Here is a 19,157-nt window from a genome sequence, read left to right on the forward strand (position 1 = left end):
GAGCTTAGCGACGCTTTTTTGTCAGCTCGATAACTCGTAGCTGAGCAATGGCTTTAGCCAGTTCACTGGCCGCTTGTGCGAAGTCCATGTCACCATGCTGATTCTGGATTTGCTCCTCAGCTCGGCGCTTGGCTTCTTCTGCCTTCGCTGCGTCTAGCTCTTCACCACGGATAGCGGTATCAGCCAGTACAGTCGCTGTACCAGGCTGAATCTCTACCATACCACCAGAAACATAAATGATTTCTTCGTGGCCGTGCTGTTTCACAATACGCACCATACCAGGCTTGATAGCGGTCAGCAGCGGTGTGTGACCATGGAAAATACCAAGTTCACCTTCGCTACCGGTCACCTGAAACGTTTCAACACGACCAGAGAAGATTTTCTTCTCAGCGCTTACTACGTCTAGGTGAAAGGTTATTGCTGCCATATCGCCTCCTAGTTAGCCTTATAGCTTCTTCGCATTCTCAATAGCATCGTCGATGCTACCGCAGTACATGAATGCCTGCTCAGGAATGTCGTCGTATTCACCAGCTAGTAGACCTTTAAAGCCACGTAGAGTCTCTTTTAGAGGTACGTAAATACCAGGGTCACCTGTAAATACTTCTGCTACGTGGTAAGGCTGAGTTAGGAAACGCTCAATCTTACGTGCACGAGATACAACTTGCTTATCTTCTTCAGATAGCTCGTCCATACCTAGGATAGCAATGATGTCTTTCAGCTCTTTGTAGCGCTGAAGTGTCTGCTGAACGCCACGAGCAACTTCGTAGTGATCTTGACCAACTACTAGTGGATCAAGCATACGAGATGTTGAATCTAGTGGGTCGATCGCAGGGTATAGACCCATTGCAGCGATGTTACGGTTAAGTACAACCGTTGCATCCAAGTGCGCGAACGTGGTTGCTGGAGACGGGTCAGTCAAGTCATCCGCAGGTACGTATACCGCCTGTACAGACGTGATAGAACCTGATTTCGTTGACGTGATACGCTCCTGAAGTACACCCATCTCTTCTGCAAGAGTTGGCTGGTAACCTACCGCAGAAGGCATACGACCTAGCAGTGCCGATACCTCTGTACCTGCAAGTGTGTAACGGTAGATGTTATCAATGAACAGTAGTACGTCACGACCTTCGTCACGGAAACGTTCTGCCATTGTTAGACCAGTCAGTGCAACACGTAGACGGTTACCTGGTGGCTCGTTCATCTGACCGTAAACCATTGCTACTTTAGATTCTTCAGGCTTCTCAACGTTTACAACGCCCGCTTCCTGCATCTCGTAGTAGAAATCGTTACCTTCACGAGTACGCTCACCAACACCCGCAAATACGGATAGACCTGAGTGCTGTAGTGCGATGTTGTTGATAAGTTCCATCATGTTAACGGTCTTACCTACACCAGCACCACCGAATAGACCGATTTTACCACCCTTAGCGAATGGACAAATTAGGTCGATTACTTTAACGCCCGTTTCTAGAAGTGCGATCTCGTTTGATTGTTCTTCGTAGCTTGGTGCGCTGCGGTGGATAGAGTAAACCTCTTCCGCGCCCACTTCACCACGCTCATCAATCGCGTCACCTAGGACGTTCATGATACGACCTAGAGTTTTAGTACCGACTGGTACTGAAATTGGAGCGCCAGTGTTAACCACTTCAACTCCACGACGTAAACCATCAGAGCTACCCATTACGATACAACGAACTACGCCACCGCCTAGCTGTTGTTGAACTTCAAGAACTAGACGCTCTTTTGAGTCCGTTACGTTTAGAGCGTCATATACACTAGGTACATTGCTCTGTGGGAACTCTACGTCGACTACCGCACCGATGATCTGTACGATCTTACCTGTAGCCATCGTTAATCCTCTAAACTATTTCGTTTTACCTAAGCTTAAACCGCAGCTGCACCACCAACGATTTCCGATAGTTCTTGTGTGATCGCAGCCTGACGGGCTTTGTTGTACACAAGTTCCAAATCGTCAATCAAGTTGGTTGCGTTATCCGTTGCAGCCTTCATCGCAATCATTCGAGCCGCTTGTTCACAAGCAAGGTTCTCAACCACACCTTGGTATACCTGAGACTCTACGTAACGCACTAGTAGCGTATCCAGTAGAGGTTTTGGCTCAGGCTCATAGATGTAGTCCCATGAGTGCTCACGCTGCATCTCTTCGCTGTCCGATTTAGGCAAAGGTAGCAATTGATCGATCGTTGGTTGCTGAACCATAGTATTAACAAACTTGTTGAATACTACGTATAGACGGTCCAGCTCACCTTCATCGTATTTCTTCAGCATTACGCCAACAGAACCGATTAGGTCTTCTAAGCTTGGGTTATCACCCAGGCCAGAAACCTGTGCCGCAACTTTTGCGCCACCATGTTTAAAGAAAGCTGTTGCTTTTGAGCCAACAACGGCAAGCTCAATCTCAGCACCTTTCTCTCTCCATGTTTGCATGTCTGTAACGGCTTTTTTGAACACGTTAATGTTCAAACCACCACACAGACCACGGTCTGTCGAAACGATGATGTAACCAACACGTTTAGCTTCACGCTCTTCTAGGTACGGATGACGGTACTCTAGGTTTGCGTTAGCCACATGACCGATCACTTTACGCATTGTTTCAGCGTATGGACGAGAAGCTTCCATTGCATCTTGAGAACGACGCATTTTTGAAGCTGCTACCATTTCCATCGCTTTCGTAATTTTCTGCGTGCTTTTAACACTACCGATTTTATTACGTATCTCTTTTGCGCCGGCCATCGTTACTCTCCGTTAGTTGGTGGCAGAAACTGCCACCGACCTAATTACCAAGTTTGGGTTGCTTTGAAGTCGTCAGTCAGTTTCTTCAACTGAGCTTCGATTTCATCGTTGTAAGCGCCAGACTTGTCGATCTCAGCTGCTAGTTCAGCGTATTGACCGCGAGCGTACGATAGTAGAGCCGCCTCGAAATCTAGAACTTTGTTAAGTTCTACATCATCAAGGTAACCGCGCTCTGCCGCGAAGATAGTTAGAGCTTGGTCAAATACAGACATTGGAGCGTACTGCTTCTGCTTCATTAGTTCTGTTACTTTTTGACCATGGTCTAGCTGTTTCTTCGTTGCTTCATCAAGGTCAGAAGAGAACTGAGCAAATGCCGCTAGTTCGCGGTATGCAGCTAGTGCTGTACGGATACCACCTGATAGTTTCTTGATGATTTTCGTCTGAGCTGAACCACCTACACGAGATACTGAGATACCTGGGTCAACCGCTGGACGAACACCGGCGTTGAATAGCTCAGTTTGTAGGAAGATCTGACCATCGGTAATCGAGATTACGTTAGTCGGTACGAATGCTGAAACGTCACCTGCTTGAGTTTCGATGATAGGAAGAGCAGTCAATGAACCAGTCTTACCTTTCACTTCACCGTTAGTGAAACGCTCTACGTACTCTTCGTTTACACGAGCTGCACGCTCTAGTAGACGCGAGTGTAAATAGAATACGTCACCTGGGAATGCCTCACGGCCTGGTGGACGTTTAAGTAGTAGAGAGATCTGACGGTAAGCTACCGCTTGCTTAGATAGGTCATCGTAAACAATCAGTGCGTCTTCACCGCGATCGCGGAAGTATTCACCCATCGCACAACCTGCGTATGGCGCTAGGTATTGCAGCGCTGCAGATTCAGAAGCTGATGCAACTACAACGATCGTGTTTTGTAGTGCGCCGTGCTCTTCTAGTTTGCGAACTACGTTAGCGATAGTCGATGCTTTCTGACCAATTGCTACGTAGATAGAGAAAATACCAGAGTCTTTCTGGTTGATGATCGCATCGATCGCCAGTGCTGTTTTACCAATCTGACGGTCACCGATAATAAGCTCACGCTGACCACGACCGATTGGGATCATTGAGTCAACTGACTTATAACCAGTTTGCACAGGTTGGTCTACCGATTTACGGTCGATTACACCTGGTGCGATCACTTCTACAGGCGAAGTCATTTTCGCTTCGATTGGACCTTTACCATCGATAGGCTCACCCAGCGTGTTTACTACGCGGCCTAGTAGTTCTGGACCAACTGGCACTTCAAGAATGCGGCCAGTACCTGTAACTTTCATGCCTTCCTTAAGGTCAGCATATGGGCCCATTACAACCGCACCAACCGAGTCACGCTCAAGGTTAAGTGCCAGTGCATAACGGCCACCCGGTAATTCAATCATTTCACCTTGCATCACGTCCGCTAGGCCGTGGATGCGGATGATACCATCGCTTACCGATACGATAGTACCCTCGTTGCGAGCTTCACTAACAACTTCGAAAGATTCGATGCGTTGTTTGATTAGATCGCTAATTTCCGTGGAATTAAGTTGCATGCTCCAATCCCCATTAAGACTGCAATGCATCGCTCAGGCGGTTCAAACGACCACGCGCTGAGTCATCGATGACTAGGTCTCCGGCTCGAATAATAACCCCACCAAGTAGGGTCTCATCTACACTGCAATTCAGCTTCACTTTGCGTTCAAGACGCTTTTCAAGTTTGCTGCCAATGTTTGCAAGTTGCTCATCAGAAAGTTCTGTTGCTGAAATGACTTCAACATCGATTTCTTTCTCATGCTCTTTCTTCAGAGTGTAAAACTCTGTGCAAACATCAGGAAGGGCCGCTAAACGACCATTCTCAGCCATCACCTTCAAAAGGTTTTGACCGTGCGTATCAACTTGTTCGCCGCAAACTGCAACAAAAATCTCTGCCATTTTATCAGCAGAAACCGAACCGGTTAGAAGTTCGTTCATTTGTTCGTTTTTGGCCACTTCAGCAGCAAAAGATAACATTTGGCCCCATTGGTCCAACTGGTCTTTCTCTAAAGCAAAGTCGAAGGCTGCTTTAGCATAGGGGCGTGCGATAGTAGTCAAATCAGACATATGCGCCCCCAGACTTAAAGTTTTGCAGTAATGTTGTCGAGAATATCTTTTTGCGCATCTTTATCGATAGAACGCTCAAGGATTTTCTCAGCACCAGCTACAGCCAGAGTAGCAACTTGTTTGCGCAGGTCATCGCGCGCACGATTGCGTTCAGCTTCAAGTTCTGCTTCTGCTTGCGCTAGGATTTTCTGGCGTTCTGCCTGAGCTTCCTCGCGAGCTTCATCAAGAATTTGAGACTTGCGCTTGTTCGCTTGTTCGATGATCTCAGTTGCTGTGCGCTTCGCTTCTTTCAATTGATCAGAAGCGTTGGCTTGTGCTAGATCCAAGTCTTTCGCAGCACGTTCTGCTGCTTGAAGGCCATCAGCAATTTTCTTCTGACGCTCTTCGATCGCTTTCATCAATGGTGGCCATACATACTTCATGCAGAACCACACAAATAGTGCAAACGAGATTGCTTGACCTAGCAGAGTTGCGTTTATGTTCACAACAGCTACCCCTCTATTTGGACTTAGTGTTAATCAGTGACAAGCGCTAATCGCTCGTCCCGAGTTAAAGGTGATTAACCTAGTTGACCAACGAATGGGTTTGCGAAAGTGAATAGTAGCGCGATTACGATACCGATCATTGGAACCGCATCAAGTAGACCCGCGATGATGAACATCTTAACTTGTAGCATAGGAGCCATTTCTGGTTGACGTGCAGCACCTTCTAGGAATTTACCACCTAGCAGTGCGAAACCAATCGCTGTACCAAGAGAAGCAAGACCGACGATAATACCTACGGCGATTGCAGAAAAGCTCAGTAAAGTTTCCATTACTATCTCCAATTTATAGTTGTTGGCTTAGTGCCCAAATAAAAAGCTTTAAAAAAATTAATGATCAGGATCTTCGTGTGCCATTGACAGGTAAACAATTGTCAACATCATGAATACGAAGGCTTGAATCGTAATAACCAAGATATGGAAGATTGCCCACGGTAGTGAACCCATCCATTGTAAGTACCATGGTAGCATTGCCGCACAAAGAATGAATACAACCTCACCCGCGAACATGTTACCGAATAGACGCATACCAAGTGATAGAGGTTTCGCCAGTAGCGATACCACTTCAATCAGTAGGTTAAACGGAATCATAAGTGGGTGATTGAATGGATGTAGTGCAAGTTCTTTTGCGAATCCACCTAGACCTTTCACTTTGATGCTGTAGTAAATCATCAATGCAAAAACGCCTAGAGCCATAGCCATGGTGATATTCACATCAGCAGACGGTACAACCTTAAGGTAAGGGATACCTAGCCAATGTTCTGCTGGGTACGGTAAGAAGTCGATAGGAACTAAGTCCATCACGTTCATCAAAAATACCCAACAAAAGATAGTCAGTGCTAAAGGCGCGATCAGTGGGTTGCGTCCATGGAACGTGTCTTTGACGTTATCGGCGACAAATTCAACGATCATTTCTACAGCACACTGAAGCTTACCCGGTACACCCGCTGTTGTTCTCTTCGCTACTTTGTAAAAAATTCCGAGGAAGATTAAACCAGTAAACCAAGAAAAAAACAGGCTATCGATATGTACGTTCCAGAAACTTGTCTCCGACCCTACTAAACCCAACTTATACAGCGATAGGTTAGAAAGGTGGTGGGCAATGTAACCGGACGATGTTAGCGCTTCACCTGGCGCAGCCATAACTCATCCTATTTTTTGTTGTTAATGAATAGCACTGGTGCACAGATATTAATACCTAGTACCAGCAAATAGGTTAGTTTGAGGGGAACAAGTTCCACCTGCATATACATGTAGGCAACATAGAACAGTGCAACCGTGATGAGAATTTTCAGTACTTCACCCGTATAGAAGGAAGCCGCGATGCGCTTGGCAGCGCGAGCCCCACTAAACATGAAAGCACACAGCGCGAATACTGCATTGGCAACAACAAAAATGCCTCCGCCAATCAGCGCTGAAAATCCCCAGTCAGGATTTATGGCTACCGCCATTCCTGCTGCCACAAAAATAACCGCGCCAGACTGGATCATTAACAATTGCCTTGCGAGCTCTCGTCCTGGTCTAGCTAACGCAGCTACCATGTATTCGTACCTCTAGTAATATCCACTTCGCACTAAACTCTCTGTGCTGGGAAATTGGCGAAAATTATACGTTCAGTTCAACGTAAAGCAATTCGATTGCATCAAAAACTTACAGTTTTGTTTACAAAACGACAACTTTCGCACAAAATTCGATTAATTAGATTAATTGACCTAAATCAATTATCTCATCTAGGCCTCAAGCTTGGCAATTAGTTGGTCCAATTTGTGAGGCTCATCAATACTTATCGTCAATTTCGCTTTTCCGTTTGCAGAACGGGTCAGTGAAACTTTTGCATCAAGCAGCTGACTCAATTTATGCGACATTTGCTCAGCTTCGGTATCTTCTTGTTGCCCTTTTTGCTCATTTTGTGGGGCTAAGCACTTTTTTACTAACTGTTCGGTTTGGCGAACAGTCATTTGCTTTTTCGCGACTTGTTGAGCAACCTCAACCTGCTTCTCACCCTGCAAGGCCAATAGCGCTCGCGCATGACCCATTTCTAGCAATTTATCCGCAACCAAGCTTTTCACATCGGACTCAAGCTGGTTTAAACGTAACAAGTTACTGACCGTCGTTCTCGACTTACCAATCACCTCTGCGACTTGTTGATGCGTAAGCGTAAATTCGTCTTGTAAGCGCTCAAGCGCTTGTGCTTCTTCAATCACATTCAAGTCTTCACGTTGAATGTTCTCAATCAACGCCATGGCAATCGCCGCGCGATCTTCGACTTTCTTCACCAAACACGGCACGCGTTTTAAACCAGCCTGCCTTGCCGCACGCCAGCGGCGCTCACCTGCGATGATCTCAAACTGGCCGCTTTCAACCTGGCGAACCACGATTGGCTGAATAATGCCTTGTGACTGAATCGAAGCCGCTAATTCTTCTAGCGCTTCAGGCGCCATATCTTTACGCGGTTGGTATACGCCCGGTTGCAATTGACCAATCGCTAAATCGGTTAACTCACCGTCTGCCGATAATTCCTGGCTATGCGATGCAATATGCTGTTTTTCACGAGCAAACGAACTGGTCGACAATAACGCATCCAGTCCTTTTCCGAGACCACGCTTAGACATGGGGTTGAATTCCTTAGGTTAGAGTTAAACTGGGATTTCTTCGCGGCGGAGCATTTCGCCCGCTAGAGCAAGATACGCTTTGGCCCCTGCAGAGTACTTATCGTAGTACATCGCTGGTTTACCGTGACTTGGCGCTTCGGCCAAACGCACATTACGCGGAATGACGGTACGGTAAACTTTATTGCCAAAGTGTTTTTTAAGTTGATCGGACACTTCATTCGATAGGCGGTTGCGCGGGTCGTACATAGTACGCAGTAAACCTTCGATTTTGAGGTTTTCATTAACCACAGCCGCTAACTTGCTGATTGTGTCCATAAGAGCAGTTAAACCTTCTAACGCAAAGTATTCACATTGCATCGGCACCAGCACAGAATCAGCTGCCGCCATCGCATTGATTGTAAGAAGGTTTAGAGAAGGAGGACAATCAATAAAGATGAAATCATAGTTATCGCGAACTGACGACAATGCATTTTTTAAACGCACTTCGCGAGCGAACACTTCCATCAATTTGATCTCTGCCGCGGTTACGTCACCGTTCGCCGCGATCAAATCATACTTCCCTGTGGTTTGGGTACATACAACTTGATCGAACGGTGTATCTTCGACCAAAAGATCGTATGCGGTGGCATCGACCATATACTTATCCACGCCACTGGCCATCGTAGCATTGCCTTGCGGGTCGAGATCGATCACCAAAACCTTGCGCTTTGTTGCCGCCATCGAAGCCGCTAAGTTAATGCACGTTGTTGTTTTGCCGACCCCACCTTTCTGGTTGGCGATTGCTACAATTTTACCCACGATTACCTCGCTAATTTTCCTTGCGCGATAAGATTACTAGATGACGATCACCTTCCAACTCAGGAACAGCTAAAGATATGATCTCTGTCACACTGCACCATTCAGGAAGCTGATCCATTTCATCTTTAGGGTGCTGTCCTTTCAGCGCTAGAAACACCCCATGCTCTTGTTTCGGCAAATGGTGGCACCATTCCACCATGTCTGTCATTGAAGCAAAAGCTCGACTCAAAACGCCATCAAATTTTTCTTCAGGTTGGAATTCTTCGACGCGACTTTGAATTGGTGTCACGTTTTTCAGCCCTAATGTGTGCACGACCTGCTTGATAAAACGGATGCGTTTGCCAAGACTGTCGAGCAAGAAGAAGGTCTTCTCAGGGTTCATGATTGCCAAAGGTATGCCCGGTAAGCCCGGACCAGTACCAACATCAATAAAGCGCTCACCGGGCAGGTGTGTGCTCACCACGATGCTATCAAGAATATGTTTCACTAACATATCAAGCGGATCGCGCACCGACGTTAAGTTGTACGCTTTGTTCCACTTGTCGAGCAGTTCGACGTAACCGACCAATTGCTCTCTTTGTTGCTCTGACACTTCTAAATCGGTTTTCGCGAGCAGTGAATCCAGTTTTGTTCGCAATGCGCTCATTTTATTCTTCCTCACCTTTCTTCAGCAAACCATGCTTTTTCAAGTGAACAAGAAGAATAGAGATTGCTGCAGGCGTAATACCAGAAATGCGCGATGCAATACCGATGCTCTCTGGTTTGGCCTCACTCAATTTAGCAACGACTTCGTTTGATAAACCTTTTACATCGCGGTAATCCAAATCAGCAGGTAACTTGGTATTTTCGTGACGCAATGATTTTTCGATCTCTTCCTGCTGACGCTTGATGTAACCATCGTATTTTACTTGAATTTCAACTTGCTCCGCCGCTTGCTGATCTTCAAGTGCAGGAGCAAACGCTTCAAGTTGCGTCAGTTGCGAATAAGTGATCTCTGGACGACGCAGAAGATCCTCACCACTCGCTTCACGTGCCATTGGGGTTTTCAGCAGCTTGTTCAGCTCATCCACGCCTTCTGATTTCGGATTCATCCACGTTGATTTCAAACGCTGACGTTCCGTTTCCATGTTATTGAGTTTCTCGTTAAAGCGAGCCCAACGAACATCGTCAATCAAGCCTAACTCGCGTGCTTTTTCCGTTAAACGTAAATCGGCGTTATCTTCACGTAGCAACAAGCGGTATTCCGCACGAGAAGTGAACATGCGGTACGGTTCTTTGGTACCCATGGTCGATAAATCATCAATCAATACGCCCATGTAAGCTTGGTCACGACGTGGGCTCCAGCCTTCTTTGTCTTGGCTGTACAAGCTTGCGTTTAGACCGGCCATCAAGCCTTGCGCTGCGGCTTCTTCGTAGCCAGTCGTACCATTAATCTGACCAGCAAAGAACAGACCATGAATAAACTTGGTTTCGTACGTTTGCTTCAAATCACGTGGATCGAAGAAATCGTATTCAATCGCATAACCAGGACGAACGATATGCGCATTTTCAAAACCTTTCATTGAGCGAACGATTTGTACTTGCACATCAAATGGTAAGCTAGTCGAGATACCGTTAGGGTATAGCTCGTGCGTCGTTAAACCTTCTGGCTCAATGAAGATTTGGTGGCTATTTTTATCCGCAAAACGCATCACTTTGTCTTCAATCGACGGGCAGTAACGCGGACCAATGCCTTCAATCACACCCGCGTACATCGGACTGCGATCCAAGTTGTTACGGATCATATCGTGCGTTTGCTCATTGGTGTGCGTAATAAAACATGGGATCTGACGCGGGTGTTGTTCGCGTTTACCCATGAATGAAAATACAGGGGTAGGGTTATCACCGTGCTGAGCTTCAAGCACTGAAAAATCAACAGTGCGAGCATCAATGCGCGGTGGGGTACCCGTTTTTAAACGATCCACACGGAATGGCAGCTCACGTAATCGATCCGCTAATGCGATCGACGGTGGATCCCCTGCACGTCCGCCTGAAGAGCTCTCCATGCCAATGTGGATCTTACCACCAAGGAACGTACCTACCGTTAGTACGACGGCTTTCGCATGGAAGCGAAGTCCCATTTGAGTCACCACGCCAACCGCGCGGTCTTGCTCAACAATCAGATCATCCACTGACTGCTGGAACAGCGTTAAGTTAGGTGCATTTTCTAATGCGTTACGGACGTACGCTTTGTACAGAGCACGATCCGCTTGAGCTCGAGTCGCTCGAACTGCAGGACCTTTGGAGGCATTTAGCGTACGGAATTGAATACCTGCATGGTCGATGGCTTCAGCCATCAAACCGCCCATAGCATCCACTTCTTTTACTAAGTGACCTTTACCAATACCACCAATCGCCGGGTTACAAGACATCTGGCCTAATGTATCAATGTTATGGGTAAGGAGAAGCGTTTTTTGTCCTGTGCGTGCAGATGCGAGCGCGGCTTCCGTTCCTGCGTGTCCGCCACCGACAACAATGACGTCAAAGTTTTCGTGATAAAGCATGAACTGACCTCAGGTATTCAAAGGGATTTAATGGACAGATAAAGGAGCAGTATTTTACCTGCTTTATGCCACAGAGAAAAACGTTTTCTCGTTTTATCCGTTTTAAGCTTCAAGATAAATATATATAAGATCTATATATATGATCTTTTATTAGATCTACTATTAGGATCGACCGTTTCTGTGGATAACCTAAAAATGATCAACAAGATCATGGATCTTCTTTGGATCATATCTTGTGATCATGATTGGATCAGATCGAGGATTACCTGGGATCAAAAGTGGTAGTTATACACAGGGGTTAAAATTGATCAAAGTTGTTATTGGGATAACTAAAGGAAAATCACTGGATCTTATCGTAGTTATCCACAGTTCGTTTGGTTGGTTTTTGAGCAGTTAAACAAAATAATTTGACGGGAGTTATTCACATTGGGGAAAGCAGAGCCGAATTTCGACTCTGTTGAATGGAAAGCGGGGAGCTTAAAAGCGTTCGATATTCTCTTTTAACCATGCCTCTGCGGCGTCTTCGGGTACAGCATGGCTCAGTACATCAATCTTAAGACAATCAGCGAGCGGTGTGGCGCCAATGTCCTCTAGTAAATCATAAGCGTGTTGACCAGCGGCGCAGAACGTATCATAGCTTGAATCACCAATCGCAATCACTGCGAACTTTACGTCGGTCATTTTCGGCGGGGTATTTTGTAATGCCGCGATAAAAGGTTGAATATTGTCAGGGTACTCACCAGCCCCATGGGTTGAGGTGATCACCAACCACGTTCCTTGATTTTCGATCTCATCGAGGGACGGTTGGTTGTGGATCGTTGTTTCAAATCCATTCTCGTTGAGTAGATCACTCAGGTGATCCCCTACGTATTCTGCGCCACCTAGCGTGCTGCCTGTAATAATGTGGATCATACTTCTTCCTTATTGAATGCGACGGCTAAAGCTCATGGATGGCTTGCCGTACAAAAAGAAACGCGGTGTGAGTTAAGCTCAGCACCGCGCGTTCGATTATTTACTTCCCGATACAGAATGAAGAGAAGATTCGGCCCAGTAAGTCGTCAGAACTGAACTCGCCGGTAATCTCGTTGAGATGCTGTTGGGTGATGCGTAGCTCTTCTGCCAGTATCTCACCAGCCATATAGCCTTCAAGCTGTTCCTGGCCTATTTGAAGGTGCTGTGCGGCGCGCTCCAACGCATCGAGGTGACGGCGACGAGCCATAAAGCCACCTTCACTGTTGCCAGAGAAGCCCATGCATTCTTTGAGGTGTTCACGCAGAGCTTCAACCCCTGCACCAGTTTTCGCTGACAAGCGGATGAGGGTAGGGTTATTGACGTGGCAGATCCCCATTTCTTCACCCGTTTGATCCGCTTTGTTTCGGATCACGGTTATGCCGATATTGTCGGGTAGGCGATCCACAAAGTCTGGCCAGATATCTTTCGGATCGGTGGCATCGGTTGTGGTGCCATCCACCATGAACAAGACGCGGTCTGCTTGAGCGATTTCATCCCACGCGCGCTCGATACCGATTTTCTCGACTTCGTCGGAGGCATCACGCAGACCTGCTGTATCAATGATGTGCAGTGGCATACCATCAATGTGGATATGCTCACGCAAGACGTCACGCGTGGTACCTGCGATGTCGGTTACGATTGCAGACTCTTTGCCTGATAGCGCGTTCAGTAGGCTTGATTTGCCCGCATTTGGACGACCAGCAATCACGACTTTCATCCCTTCACGCATGATTGCGCCTTGGTTGGCTTCTTTGCGCACCGCATCTAGGTTGTCGATGATGGCTTGTAGGTCACCAGCCACTTTGCCGTCGGCCAGAAAGTCGATCTCTTCTTCTGGGAAGTCGATGGCTGCCTCAACATAGATACGCAAATGAATCAGCGACTCAACTAAGGTATTAATGCGCCCTGAAAAGGCGCCCTGTAAGGATTGCAGCGCCGATTTTGCTGCTTCTTCAGAACTTGCATCAATGAGGTCTGCAATTGCTTCTGCTTGAGCGAGGTCGAGTTTATCGTTCAGGAACGCGCGTTCAGAGAACTCACCAGGGCGAGCTGCTCGAATACCATTAATACCTAGAATGCGTTTTATCAGCATATCCATCACGACGGGGCCGCCATGGCCTTGCAGCTCAAGTACGTCTTCACCTGTAAATGAGTGCGGGTTAGGGAAGTACAGAGCGATGCCCTGATCAAGCACAGTGCCATCTTCTGACTTAAACGGCAGGTACTCTGCGTAGCGGGGCTTTAGTGTTTTACCCGTGACTTCTAACGCCACTTGGTTGGCTTTAGGGCCAGAAACTCGAATAATACCGACACCGCCACGACCAGGCGCGGTCGCTTGAGCGACAATCGTATCTGTAGTCATAATTTTGCCTTTTGAGCTGGGCTATAGGGAAGATACCTAGGGAGCCATCACAATTAATTAGCTGAATTGTAATCAGCCAAAAACAAAAAGGCGACCTTTTGGCCGCCTTTCTCAATCATTTCCGAAAAGGTTACTTGCTGTGTAAGCCTTTTTTCTCTAACCCTTTGTAGATCAGAGTTTGCTGGATAAGCGTTACGATGTTCGACACCAACCAGTACAGAACGAGGCCTGATGGGAAGAACAAGAAGAAGAAGGTAAACATAACCGGCATAAAGGTCATGATCTTCTGCTGCATTGGATCCGTTACCGTTGTCGGGCTCATCTTCTGGATTAGGAACATAGACGCACCCATCAATAGCGGCAGGATGTAGTAAGGGTCCTGCGCTGACAAGTCGTGAATCCAACCAAAGAATGGTGAGTGACGAAGCTCTACCGATTCCATTAGTGCCCAGTAAAGCGCGATGAAGATAGGCATCTGTAGGATAAGAGGTAAACAGCCACCTAGTGGGTTCACTTTCTCTTTCTTGTACAGTTCCATCATTTCTTGGCTCATGCGCTGACGGTCATCACCGATACGCTCACGCATTGCTTGCAGCTTAGGCTGTAGCATACGCATTTTCGCCATAGACGTGTATTGCGCTTTTGTTAGTGGGTACATTGCACCACGAACGATGAAGGTCAGACAGATGATTGCCACACCCCAGTTACCAACAAAGCTCTGGATGAATGAAAGCAACATATGAAGAGGCTTCGCAATGAACCATAACCAGCCGTAGTCCACTACTAGGTCTAGGTTAGGTGCCACTTCTGCCATTTCATCTTGCAGTTTTGGACCAACCCAAAGTGTTGCTTCAAACTTAGCCTGATCGCCTGTTGCGATAGTTTTGTTCGGCATACGAACGCCGATGTCGCCTAGGTTGCCAATTACACGAGTGTATAGGTTAGTACCTGGTTCGTTACGTGGGATCCAAGCTGCGGCAAAGTAGTGCTGAATCATTGCTGCCCAACCTTGGCCATCGGCTAGGTTTAGAGACAGGTTGCGATCCTGCATATCATCAAAGCTGTACTTCTTGTAACGCGTATCTTCTGTTGAGTATGCGCCACCACGGTAAGTAGGCATTGTGATGCTACCACCATCGTCCATTAGGTTTTGACGTAGGTGAGCGTACATACCAAATGTTGCGTTATTGCCTGAGTTGTTCACTACATCGTATTCAACATTAAGCGCGTAGCTGCCGCGTTTAAAGATGTAAGTTTTGGTGTATTCGATGCCGTTTGCAGTGAATGTCATCGGAACGCGAAGTTCATCTTGACCGTCAGCTAGAGTGAAGCTGTCTGCACTTACGTTGTAGTGAGGACGATTTGTGCTGCTCAAGTCGATACCTTGAGGACCCACTAGACCGCTTTGAGCGATAAATTGGTGACCTTGAGCGTCTTTAAGCAGAACAAAGGAATCTGATGAATCTAACTCAGCAGAGTATTCGTTAAGGTTGGCATGTACCACATCGCCACCAACGGTGTCGATCGACAGAGTTAAAACATCAGTCGTTACTGTGATAGTTTTTGCAGAAGCTTGCTGTTGGCCAGGAACTGGGTCAAGTTCATCAGCAAAAGATGGTGCAGGTAGAGTGCTGCTTGATTGAGCCTGTTCAACTGCTTGAGGTTCTGGATTCTTTGCAACTTGCCATTGTTGAAACAGCAAAAAAGAAACCAGGGCCAAACCGATGAGCAGGATATTACGTTGAGAATCCATCGTTAGTTATCTCTGTCTTGTTTTTGGACTGGTGGAACGGGGTCATACCCCCCTTCATTCAAAGGGTGGCATTTTAATAGACGTTTGCCTGATAACCAACATCCTTTTACAAAACCGTGAGCTCTCAAAGCTTCTAGCGCGTAAGTGGAACAAGTTGGTGTGAACCGGCAACGAGGACCAATCAAAGGGCTGATAAACCAGCGATACAGATAAACGAGCCCAATGGCTATCCACGTGAAGGGCGAGACAGGCGTTGCCATAGCTTATCAAACAACTTAAAAATTTCCTCATTGCTTAAATCTTGCGCGCTTTTCTTCGCAATCACAACAAAATCTTTGTTTGGAAGCTGATGTTGATTGTTACGAAAGCTTTCACGAGCCAAACGCTTAAATCGGTTACGACCGACAGCCGTTTTGATTTGCTTTTTTGGAACCGCTAAACCTAATCGTGGATGAGAAAGTTTGTTATTGCGAGCAATGATGGTGAAATGAGGCGAGCCAGCTCGATGAGCTTGCTGGAAGACGTTTTGATAATGCTCGGGAGTTAACAAACGTAACTCCCGATTAAACGCGTACGTGTTCAAAATAAACTAGCGATTATTTTGATAGGCGCGCACGGCCTTTTGCACGACGTGCGTTGATAACTTTACGACCGTTCTTAGTTGCCATGCGAGCACGGAAGCCGTGAGTACGCTTGCGCTTTAGAACTGTAGGTTGAAAAGTGCGTTTCATGATAATTACCTTTACTGATCAGTAGTTTTAGGTTCTTGTTAAACCCGGCGTGGGTATTTGCTTTCTTATATAAAGAAGCTCTTTATATAGAGAAGGACAACCGACGCCTCTCAACAAAGAGGCGGAATTGTAATCACACTCACATAATGTGTCAATGACTCAATGAGTACGAAATTCCGGCCGGGCGATTATACGTAGTGTGAGTAAAATCTCAAGGATCAATCGATCCTGATGCTTGATCGTTACTCTATTCCTACTTGGTTAAGGAATTTTTTCAAACGAGGATCTTGTGGATTATCGAAGATATCCTGTGGAGAACCTTGCTCAACGATATTGCCTTCCGCCATGAAGATCACTCTATCAGCGACTTCTTTCGCGAATTGCATCTCGTGCGTCACCACCAGCATGGTTTGATGCTGATTAGCTAACTTCTTCATTAATGAGAGAACTTCACCGACCCATTCAGGATCCAGCGCAGAAGTTGGTTCGTCAAATAACAGCAGTTCTGGTTGCAGCGCCATCGCTCGGCCGATACCCACACGTTGTTGTTGGCCGCCAGATAATGCCGCTGGATAACTATCGCCTTTATCCCCAAGGCCGATGTCATCCAGAATTTGTTGTGCTCGTTTGAGAGCATCGGCTTTTTTCCAGCCTCGAACGGTCACTAGACCTTCGGCAATGTTCTGGCGCGCATTCATGTGGGCAAACAGGGCATAGTTTTGGAACACAAAGCCAGTTCGACGACGCAGCGCTAATACTTCGGCTTTAGTGTGTTTTTGAGTATCAACGGAGATGTCATCTATCGTGATACGACCTTCATCTGCTTGTTCTAGAAAGTTCACCGTACGCAGCAAGGTTGATTTACCCGTGCCACTTGAGCCGATAATCACGATGATCTCACCTTGCTTAATATCGAGGTCGATGCCTTTCAGCACTTCAGTCTCACCAAAACGTTTGTGAATATTTTCTAACTTAATCATCGTACGTACGCCTTATTCAGTTTTGCTTCTGCCCAGATTTGTACGCGAGTCAGAATCACCACCACGCCCCAGTAAATAAGAGCAACCGCAAGGAAAGCTTCAAAGAAACGGAAACTTGATGAGGCTTCCATCTGTGCTTTCGCCATGATTTCGGCCACACCAAGCGTGAAAGCGAGAGACGTTGACTTGATCATATCGATGAAATAGTTCATCAATGAAGGCAGTGCGACACGCGTTGCTTGAGGTAAAATCACTCGGCGCATTGCTTGGGATGTCGTCATACCGACCGATAAGCTCGCTTCCATTTGGCTGCGATCAATACCAATAATGGCGGCACGAATACTTTCCGCCATATAAGCGGCAAAGTGCAGCGTTAAACCGATCACCGCTGCTGAGAAGGCATCAATACCCACCATCAATGGGAAGATTTGTGGTAAGCCATAATAAAGCAGGAAAAGCTGAACTAAGAGTGGGGTGCCACGGAAGAAGCTGATGTACAGTTGGCTTAATTGATCCAGAACTGGCAGTTTAAATACGCGAATATTGGCTAAGATGACGGATAAAATCAGTGAAAACACCAATCCCCACGTCGCCATTTCCATGGTAGTGCCAAGATATTTCAGCAATATCGGCAGCAGTTCCAACATGTAATTAAAGTCAAATCCCATACGGCTTACCTAAAGGCTAGAGAAAAGAAAAGGTGGAAAACAAGTTCCACCTTTACGTAAGTTTATTTTAGTCCGAGAGTGATACCACTTTGCGGCCTAAAGTACAAAGAGTTCTTATTTCGTGATGTCAGCGCCAAACCACTTCACGGAAATTTTCTCTACTGTACCATCTGCGCGCATCTCAGCCAGTGCTTTGTTTACTTCTTCTTGCAGCTTACGACCTTTCTCGTTGTCAACGAAAGGCCATGCGTTTTGAATGGTCTCAAACGGTTCTCCTGCCAATTCCAGAGGAAGGCCAGTTTTCTTAATCAGCTCTAACGCAGAAAGACGATCCATTACAAACGCGTCTGCACGACCGAGCGCCACGTCATGTTCGATACCTGTGTCGTACGTTTTAATGTTGATCTTGCCGTCTTTGTCGTATTGACGCAGCAGTTGCTCAAAGTTAGAGCCTAGGTTCACCGCAACGGTTTTGCCCGCAAGATCGTCAACACCTTTGATGCTGTCGTTGCCTTTACGCACGGTAATTTGTGCGCCATCTACAACGTAAGGGTCAGCAAATAGGTATTTAGCTTTACGCTCATCAGTCATGGTGATTTGGTTGGAGATCGTATCGATACGACCGGTTTCTAAAAGACCAAATAAACCAGAGAAGTTGGCTGTTACGTATTCGATTTTGTAATCGTTACGTTTACCGATTTCATCCCACATGTCGACTTCAAAGCCTTGTAGCTTGTCTTGCTTTACAAAAGTAAACGGGAAGTAGCGACCTGACATACCAACTTTGACTTCAGTAGCGGCTTGTACGGTTGCTGCCGACAGTGCAATGGCTGCAACGGCAACCTTAATCCAGTTTTTCATAATACATCTCCATAATTTTATGGTTGGAAATACTACTGTTAGTTAGCTCAATTAAATAAATAACCAAGAGCAATAACCTAGACCTGTGAGTTATTAGATAATAGAAGAAGAATGTTACATGTGACGAAAATACGAACTGAACCTAGCGAAATGATCGACAAAATCAGCATTGGGAATAAAATAATACACAGACTTATCACCAATCGCTCGATCTTGTGAATTTTGCCCAATTGTGGATCGTTGTGTGGGCAAATTTGGGGCAAGGTGTGTTGATCTCATCAAGTTTGCAGAAATAATTGTGAATAACTTGGATCTTATTCACTGGATCGTCGATCAATCGCTGGCGATCTTGGTTATCAACAGGTAAAATTGCCAGTCTTTTCCGATAATTCAATTACTCAGTGGGGGCACC

The 19,157-nt window shown here is 46.4% G+C and carries 22 protein-coding genes; all 22 read right to left on the reverse strand.

From position 1 onward, the window contains the following. Positions 1 to 4 precede the first annotated feature (4 nt). The 22 genes from ACHFJ9_RS23045 to ACHFJ9_RS23150 all read right to left on the reverse strand — a co-directional run bounded on the left by ACHFJ9_RS23045 (position 5) and on the right by ACHFJ9_RS23150 (position 18,745). Complete coding sequence (locus ACHFJ9_RS23045) at positions 5 to 427, reverse strand: F0F1 ATP synthase subunit epsilon (RefSeq protein ID WP_005378937.1); 423 nt, start codon at positions 425 to 427, stop codon at positions 5 to 7. Positions 428 to 445: 18 nt separating this feature from the next. Further along, positions 446 to 1,849 carry a F0F1 ATP synthase subunit beta gene (atpD, locus tag ACHFJ9_RS23050; protein ID WP_005383849.1) on the reverse strand — a complete coding sequence of 468 codons (1,404 nt, stop codon included), beginning with the start codon at positions 1,847 to 1,849 and terminating at the stop codon, positions 446 to 448. A gap of 35 nt (positions 1,850 to 1,884) precedes the next feature. Continuing rightward, positions 1,885 to 2,751 (reverse strand): F0F1 ATP synthase subunit gamma, encoded by an 867-nt coding sequence (atpG, locus tag ACHFJ9_RS23055; protein ID WP_150916029.1) that lies wholly within the window; start codon positions 2,749 to 2,751, stop codon positions 1,885 to 1,887. 44 nt (positions 2,752 to 2,795) lie between these two features. Further along, positions 2,796 to 4,337 (reverse strand): F0F1 ATP synthase subunit alpha, encoded by a 1,542-nt coding sequence (atpA, locus tag ACHFJ9_RS23060; RefSeq protein WP_005394084.1) that lies wholly within the window; start codon positions 4,335 to 4,337, stop codon positions 2,796 to 2,798. A gap of 13 nt (positions 4,338 to 4,350) precedes the next feature. Beyond that, entirely contained in the window at positions 4,351 to 4,884 is a 534-nt protein-coding gene (gene atpH, locus ACHFJ9_RS23065; protein WP_005394085.1) for a F0F1 ATP synthase subunit delta, read from the reverse strand. Between the two features lie 14 nt (positions 4,885 to 4,898). After that, positions 4,899 to 5,369, reverse strand: a complete 471-nt coding sequence (gene atpF, locus ACHFJ9_RS23070) for a F0F1 ATP synthase subunit B (RefSeq protein WP_031780375.1) — start codon at positions 5,367 to 5,369, stop codon at positions 4,899 to 4,901. A 74-nt stretch (positions 5,370 to 5,443) separates the two neighbouring features. After that, positions 5,444 to 5,698 (reverse strand): F0F1 ATP synthase subunit C, encoded by a 255-nt coding sequence (gene atpE / locus ACHFJ9_RS23075; RefSeq protein WP_002540812.1) that lies wholly within the window; start codon positions 5,696 to 5,698, stop codon positions 5,444 to 5,446. A gap of 57 nt (positions 5,699 to 5,755) precedes the next feature. Further along, entirely contained in the window at positions 5,756 to 6,568 is an 813-nt protein-coding gene (atpB, locus tag ACHFJ9_RS23080; RefSeq protein ID WP_005378922.1) for a F0F1 ATP synthase subunit A, read from the reverse strand. Positions 6,569 to 6,576: 8 nt separating this feature from the next. Then, positions 6,577 to 6,966 carry a F0F1 ATP synthase subunit I gene (locus ACHFJ9_RS23085; RefSeq protein ID WP_005378921.1) on the reverse strand — a complete coding sequence of 130 codons (390 nt, stop codon included), beginning with the start codon at positions 6,964 to 6,966 and terminating at the stop codon, positions 6,577 to 6,579. Between the two features lie 189 nt (positions 6,967 to 7,155). Beyond that, a complete protein-coding gene (locus tag ACHFJ9_RS23090) occupies positions 7,156 to 8,037 on the reverse strand; it encodes a ParB/RepB/Spo0J family partition protein (RefSeq protein ID WP_046874588.1) in 882 nt (293 codons plus the stop codon). Between the two features lie 24 nt (positions 8,038 to 8,061). After that, positions 8,062 to 8,835: a ParA family protein gene (locus ACHFJ9_RS23095; RefSeq protein WP_005383838.1), complete on the reverse strand. Its 774-nt coding sequence runs from the start codon at positions 8,833 to 8,835 to the stop codon at positions 8,062 to 8,064. A gap of 10 nt (positions 8,836 to 8,845) precedes the next feature. Continuing rightward, entirely contained in the window at positions 8,846 to 9,481 is a 636-nt protein-coding gene (gene rsmG, locus ACHFJ9_RS23100) for a 16S rRNA (guanine(527)-N(7))-methyltransferase RsmG (RefSeq protein WP_258507641.1), read from the reverse strand. A gap of 1 nt (position 9,482) precedes the next feature. Beyond that, positions 9,483 to 11,378: a tRNA uridine-5-carboxymethylaminomethyl(34) synthesis enzyme MnmG gene (gene mnmG, locus ACHFJ9_RS23105; RefSeq protein ID WP_395356425.1), complete on the reverse strand. Its 1,896-nt coding sequence runs from the start codon at positions 11,376 to 11,378 to the stop codon at positions 9,483 to 9,485. Positions 11,379 to 11,855: 477 nt separating this feature from the next. Beyond that, the gene (gene mioC, locus ACHFJ9_RS23110; RefSeq protein WP_005394096.1) at positions 11,856 to 12,290 is read right to left on the reverse strand and encodes an FMN-binding protein MioC; all 435 of its coding nucleotides are present in this window, start codon (positions 12,288 to 12,290) and stop codon (positions 11,856 to 11,858) included. Positions 12,291 to 12,390: 100 nt separating this feature from the next. Next, positions 12,391 to 13,752 carry a tRNA uridine-5-carboxymethylaminomethyl(34) synthesis GTPase MnmE gene (mnmE, locus tag ACHFJ9_RS23115; RefSeq protein WP_104969982.1) on the reverse strand — a complete coding sequence of 454 codons (1,362 nt, stop codon included), beginning with the start codon at positions 13,750 to 13,752 and terminating at the stop codon, positions 12,391 to 12,393. Positions 13,753 to 13,882: 130 nt separating this feature from the next. Further along, positions 13,883 to 15,505, reverse strand: a complete 1,623-nt coding sequence (gene yidC / locus ACHFJ9_RS23120) for a membrane protein insertase YidC (RefSeq protein WP_005394100.1) — start codon at positions 15,503 to 15,505, stop codon at positions 13,883 to 13,885. A 2-nt stretch (positions 15,506 to 15,507) separates the two neighbouring features. After that, a complete protein-coding gene (gene yidD, locus ACHFJ9_RS23125; protein WP_005378822.1) occupies positions 15,508 to 15,765 on the reverse strand; it encodes a membrane protein insertion efficiency factor YidD in 258 nt (85 codons plus the stop codon). Beyond that, complete coding sequence (gene rnpA, locus ACHFJ9_RS23130) at positions 15,732 to 16,055, reverse strand: ribonuclease P protein component (protein ID WP_005394102.1); 324 nt, start codon at positions 16,053 to 16,055, stop codon at positions 15,732 to 15,734. Before rnpA ends, yidD begins: the two co-directional genes overlap by 34 nt. A 46-nt stretch (positions 16,056 to 16,101) precedes the next feature. Continuing rightward, on the reverse strand, positions 16,102 to 16,236 hold the full coding sequence (gene rpmH, locus ACHFJ9_RS23135) for a 50S ribosomal protein L34 (protein WP_005378825.1): 135 nt from the start codon (positions 16,234 to 16,236) through the stop codon (positions 16,102 to 16,104). A 242-nt stretch (positions 16,237 to 16,478) separates the two neighbouring features. Beyond that, entirely contained in the window at positions 16,479 to 17,216 is a 738-nt protein-coding gene (locus ACHFJ9_RS23140) for an amino acid ABC transporter ATP-binding protein (RefSeq protein WP_005378827.1), read from the reverse strand. After that, positions 17,213 to 17,884, reverse strand: a complete 672-nt coding sequence (locus ACHFJ9_RS23145) for an amino acid ABC transporter permease (RefSeq protein WP_005378829.1) — start codon at positions 17,882 to 17,884, stop codon at positions 17,213 to 17,215. The genes ACHFJ9_RS23140 and ACHFJ9_RS23145 overlap by 4 nt, the downstream gene beginning before the upstream one ends. Positions 17,885 to 17,998: 114 nt before the next feature. Next, positions 17,999 to 18,745 carry an amino acid ABC transporter substrate-binding protein gene (locus ACHFJ9_RS23150; protein WP_005378831.1) on the reverse strand — a complete coding sequence of 249 codons (747 nt, stop codon included), beginning with the start codon at positions 18,743 to 18,745 and terminating at the stop codon, positions 17,999 to 18,001. Positions 18,746 to 19,157 lie beyond the last annotated feature (412 nt).

It is taken from the genome of Vibrio sp. D3 (genome assembly GCF_043995865.1).
In the GTDB taxonomy this organism is placed as follows: domain Bacteria; phylum Pseudomonadota; class Gammaproteobacteria; order Enterobacterales; family Vibrionaceae; genus Vibrio; species Vibrio diabolicus.

Excerpts from the sequence above, each read along its gene's own strand:
- mnmE (WP_104969982.1), bottom strand. The coding sequence starts at position 13,752 with ATGACTACAGATACGATTGTCGCTCAAGCGACCGCGCCTGGTCGTGGC.
- mioC (WP_005394096.1), bottom strand. The coding sequence starts at position 12,290 with ATGATCCACATTATTACAGGCAGCACGCTAGGTGGCGCAGAATACGTA.
- atpH (WP_005394085.1), bottom strand. The coding sequence starts at position 4,884 with ATGTCTGATTTGACTACTATCGCACGCCCCTATGCTAAAGCAGCCTTC.
- ACHFJ9_RS23145 (WP_005378829.1), bottom strand. The coding sequence starts at position 17,884 with ATGGGATTTGACTTTAATTACATGTTGGAACTGCTGCCGATATTGCTG.
- atpA (WP_005394084.1), bottom strand. The coding sequence starts at position 4,337 with ATGCAACTTAATTCCACGGAAATTAGCGATCTAATCAAACAACGCATC.
- atpB (WP_005378922.1), bottom strand. The coding sequence starts at position 6,568 with ATGGCTGCGCCAGGTGAAGCGCTAACATCGTCCGGTTACATTGCCCAC.
- atpG (WP_150916029.1), bottom strand. The coding sequence starts at position 2,751 with ATGGCCGGCGCAAAAGAGATACGTAATAAAATCGGTAGTGTTAAAAGC.
- yidC (WP_005394100.1), bottom strand. The coding sequence starts at position 15,505 with ATGGATTCTCAACGTAATATCCTGCTCATCGGTTTGGCCCTGGTTTCT.
- atpE (WP_002540812.1), bottom strand. The coding sequence starts at position 5,698 with ATGGAAACTTTACTGAGCTTTTCTGCAATCGCCGTAGGTATTATCGTC.
- ACHFJ9_RS23140 (WP_005378827.1), bottom strand. The coding sequence starts at position 17,216 with ATGATTAAGTTAGAAAATATTCACAAACGTTTTGGTGAGACTGAAGTG.
- ACHFJ9_RS23150 (WP_005378831.1), bottom strand. The coding sequence starts at position 18,745 with ATGAAAAACTGGATTAAGGTTGCCGTTGCAGCCATTGCACTGTCGGCA.
- yidD (WP_005378822.1), bottom strand. The coding sequence starts at position 15,765 with ATGGCAACGCCTGTCTCGCCCTTCACGTGGATAGCCATTGGGCTCGTT.
- ACHFJ9_RS23045 (WP_005378937.1), bottom strand. The coding sequence starts at position 427 with ATGGCAGCAATAACCTTTCACCTAGACGTAGTAAGCGCTGAGAAGAAA.
- ACHFJ9_RS23090 (WP_046874588.1), bottom strand. The coding sequence starts at position 8,037 with ATGTCTAAGCGTGGTCTCGGAAAAGGACTGGATGCGTTATTGTCGACC.
- rsmG (WP_258507641.1), bottom strand. The coding sequence starts at position 9,481 with ATGAGCGCATTGCGAACAAAACTGGATTCACTGCTCGCGAAAACCGAT.
- mnmG (WP_395356425.1), bottom strand. The coding sequence starts at position 11,378 with ATGCTTTATCACGAAAACTTTGACGTCATTGTTGTCGGTGGCGGACAC.
- atpD (WP_005383849.1), bottom strand. The coding sequence starts at position 1,849 with ATGGCTACAGGTAAGATCGTACAGATCATCGGTGCGGTAGTCGACGTA.
- rpmH (WP_005378825.1), bottom strand. The coding sequence starts at position 16,236 with ATGAAACGCACTTTTCAACCTACAGTTCTAAAGCGCAAGCGTACTCAC.
- ACHFJ9_RS23085 (WP_005378921.1), bottom strand. The coding sequence starts at position 6,966 with ATGGTAGCTGCGTTAGCTAGACCAGGACGAGAGCTCGCAAGGCAATTG.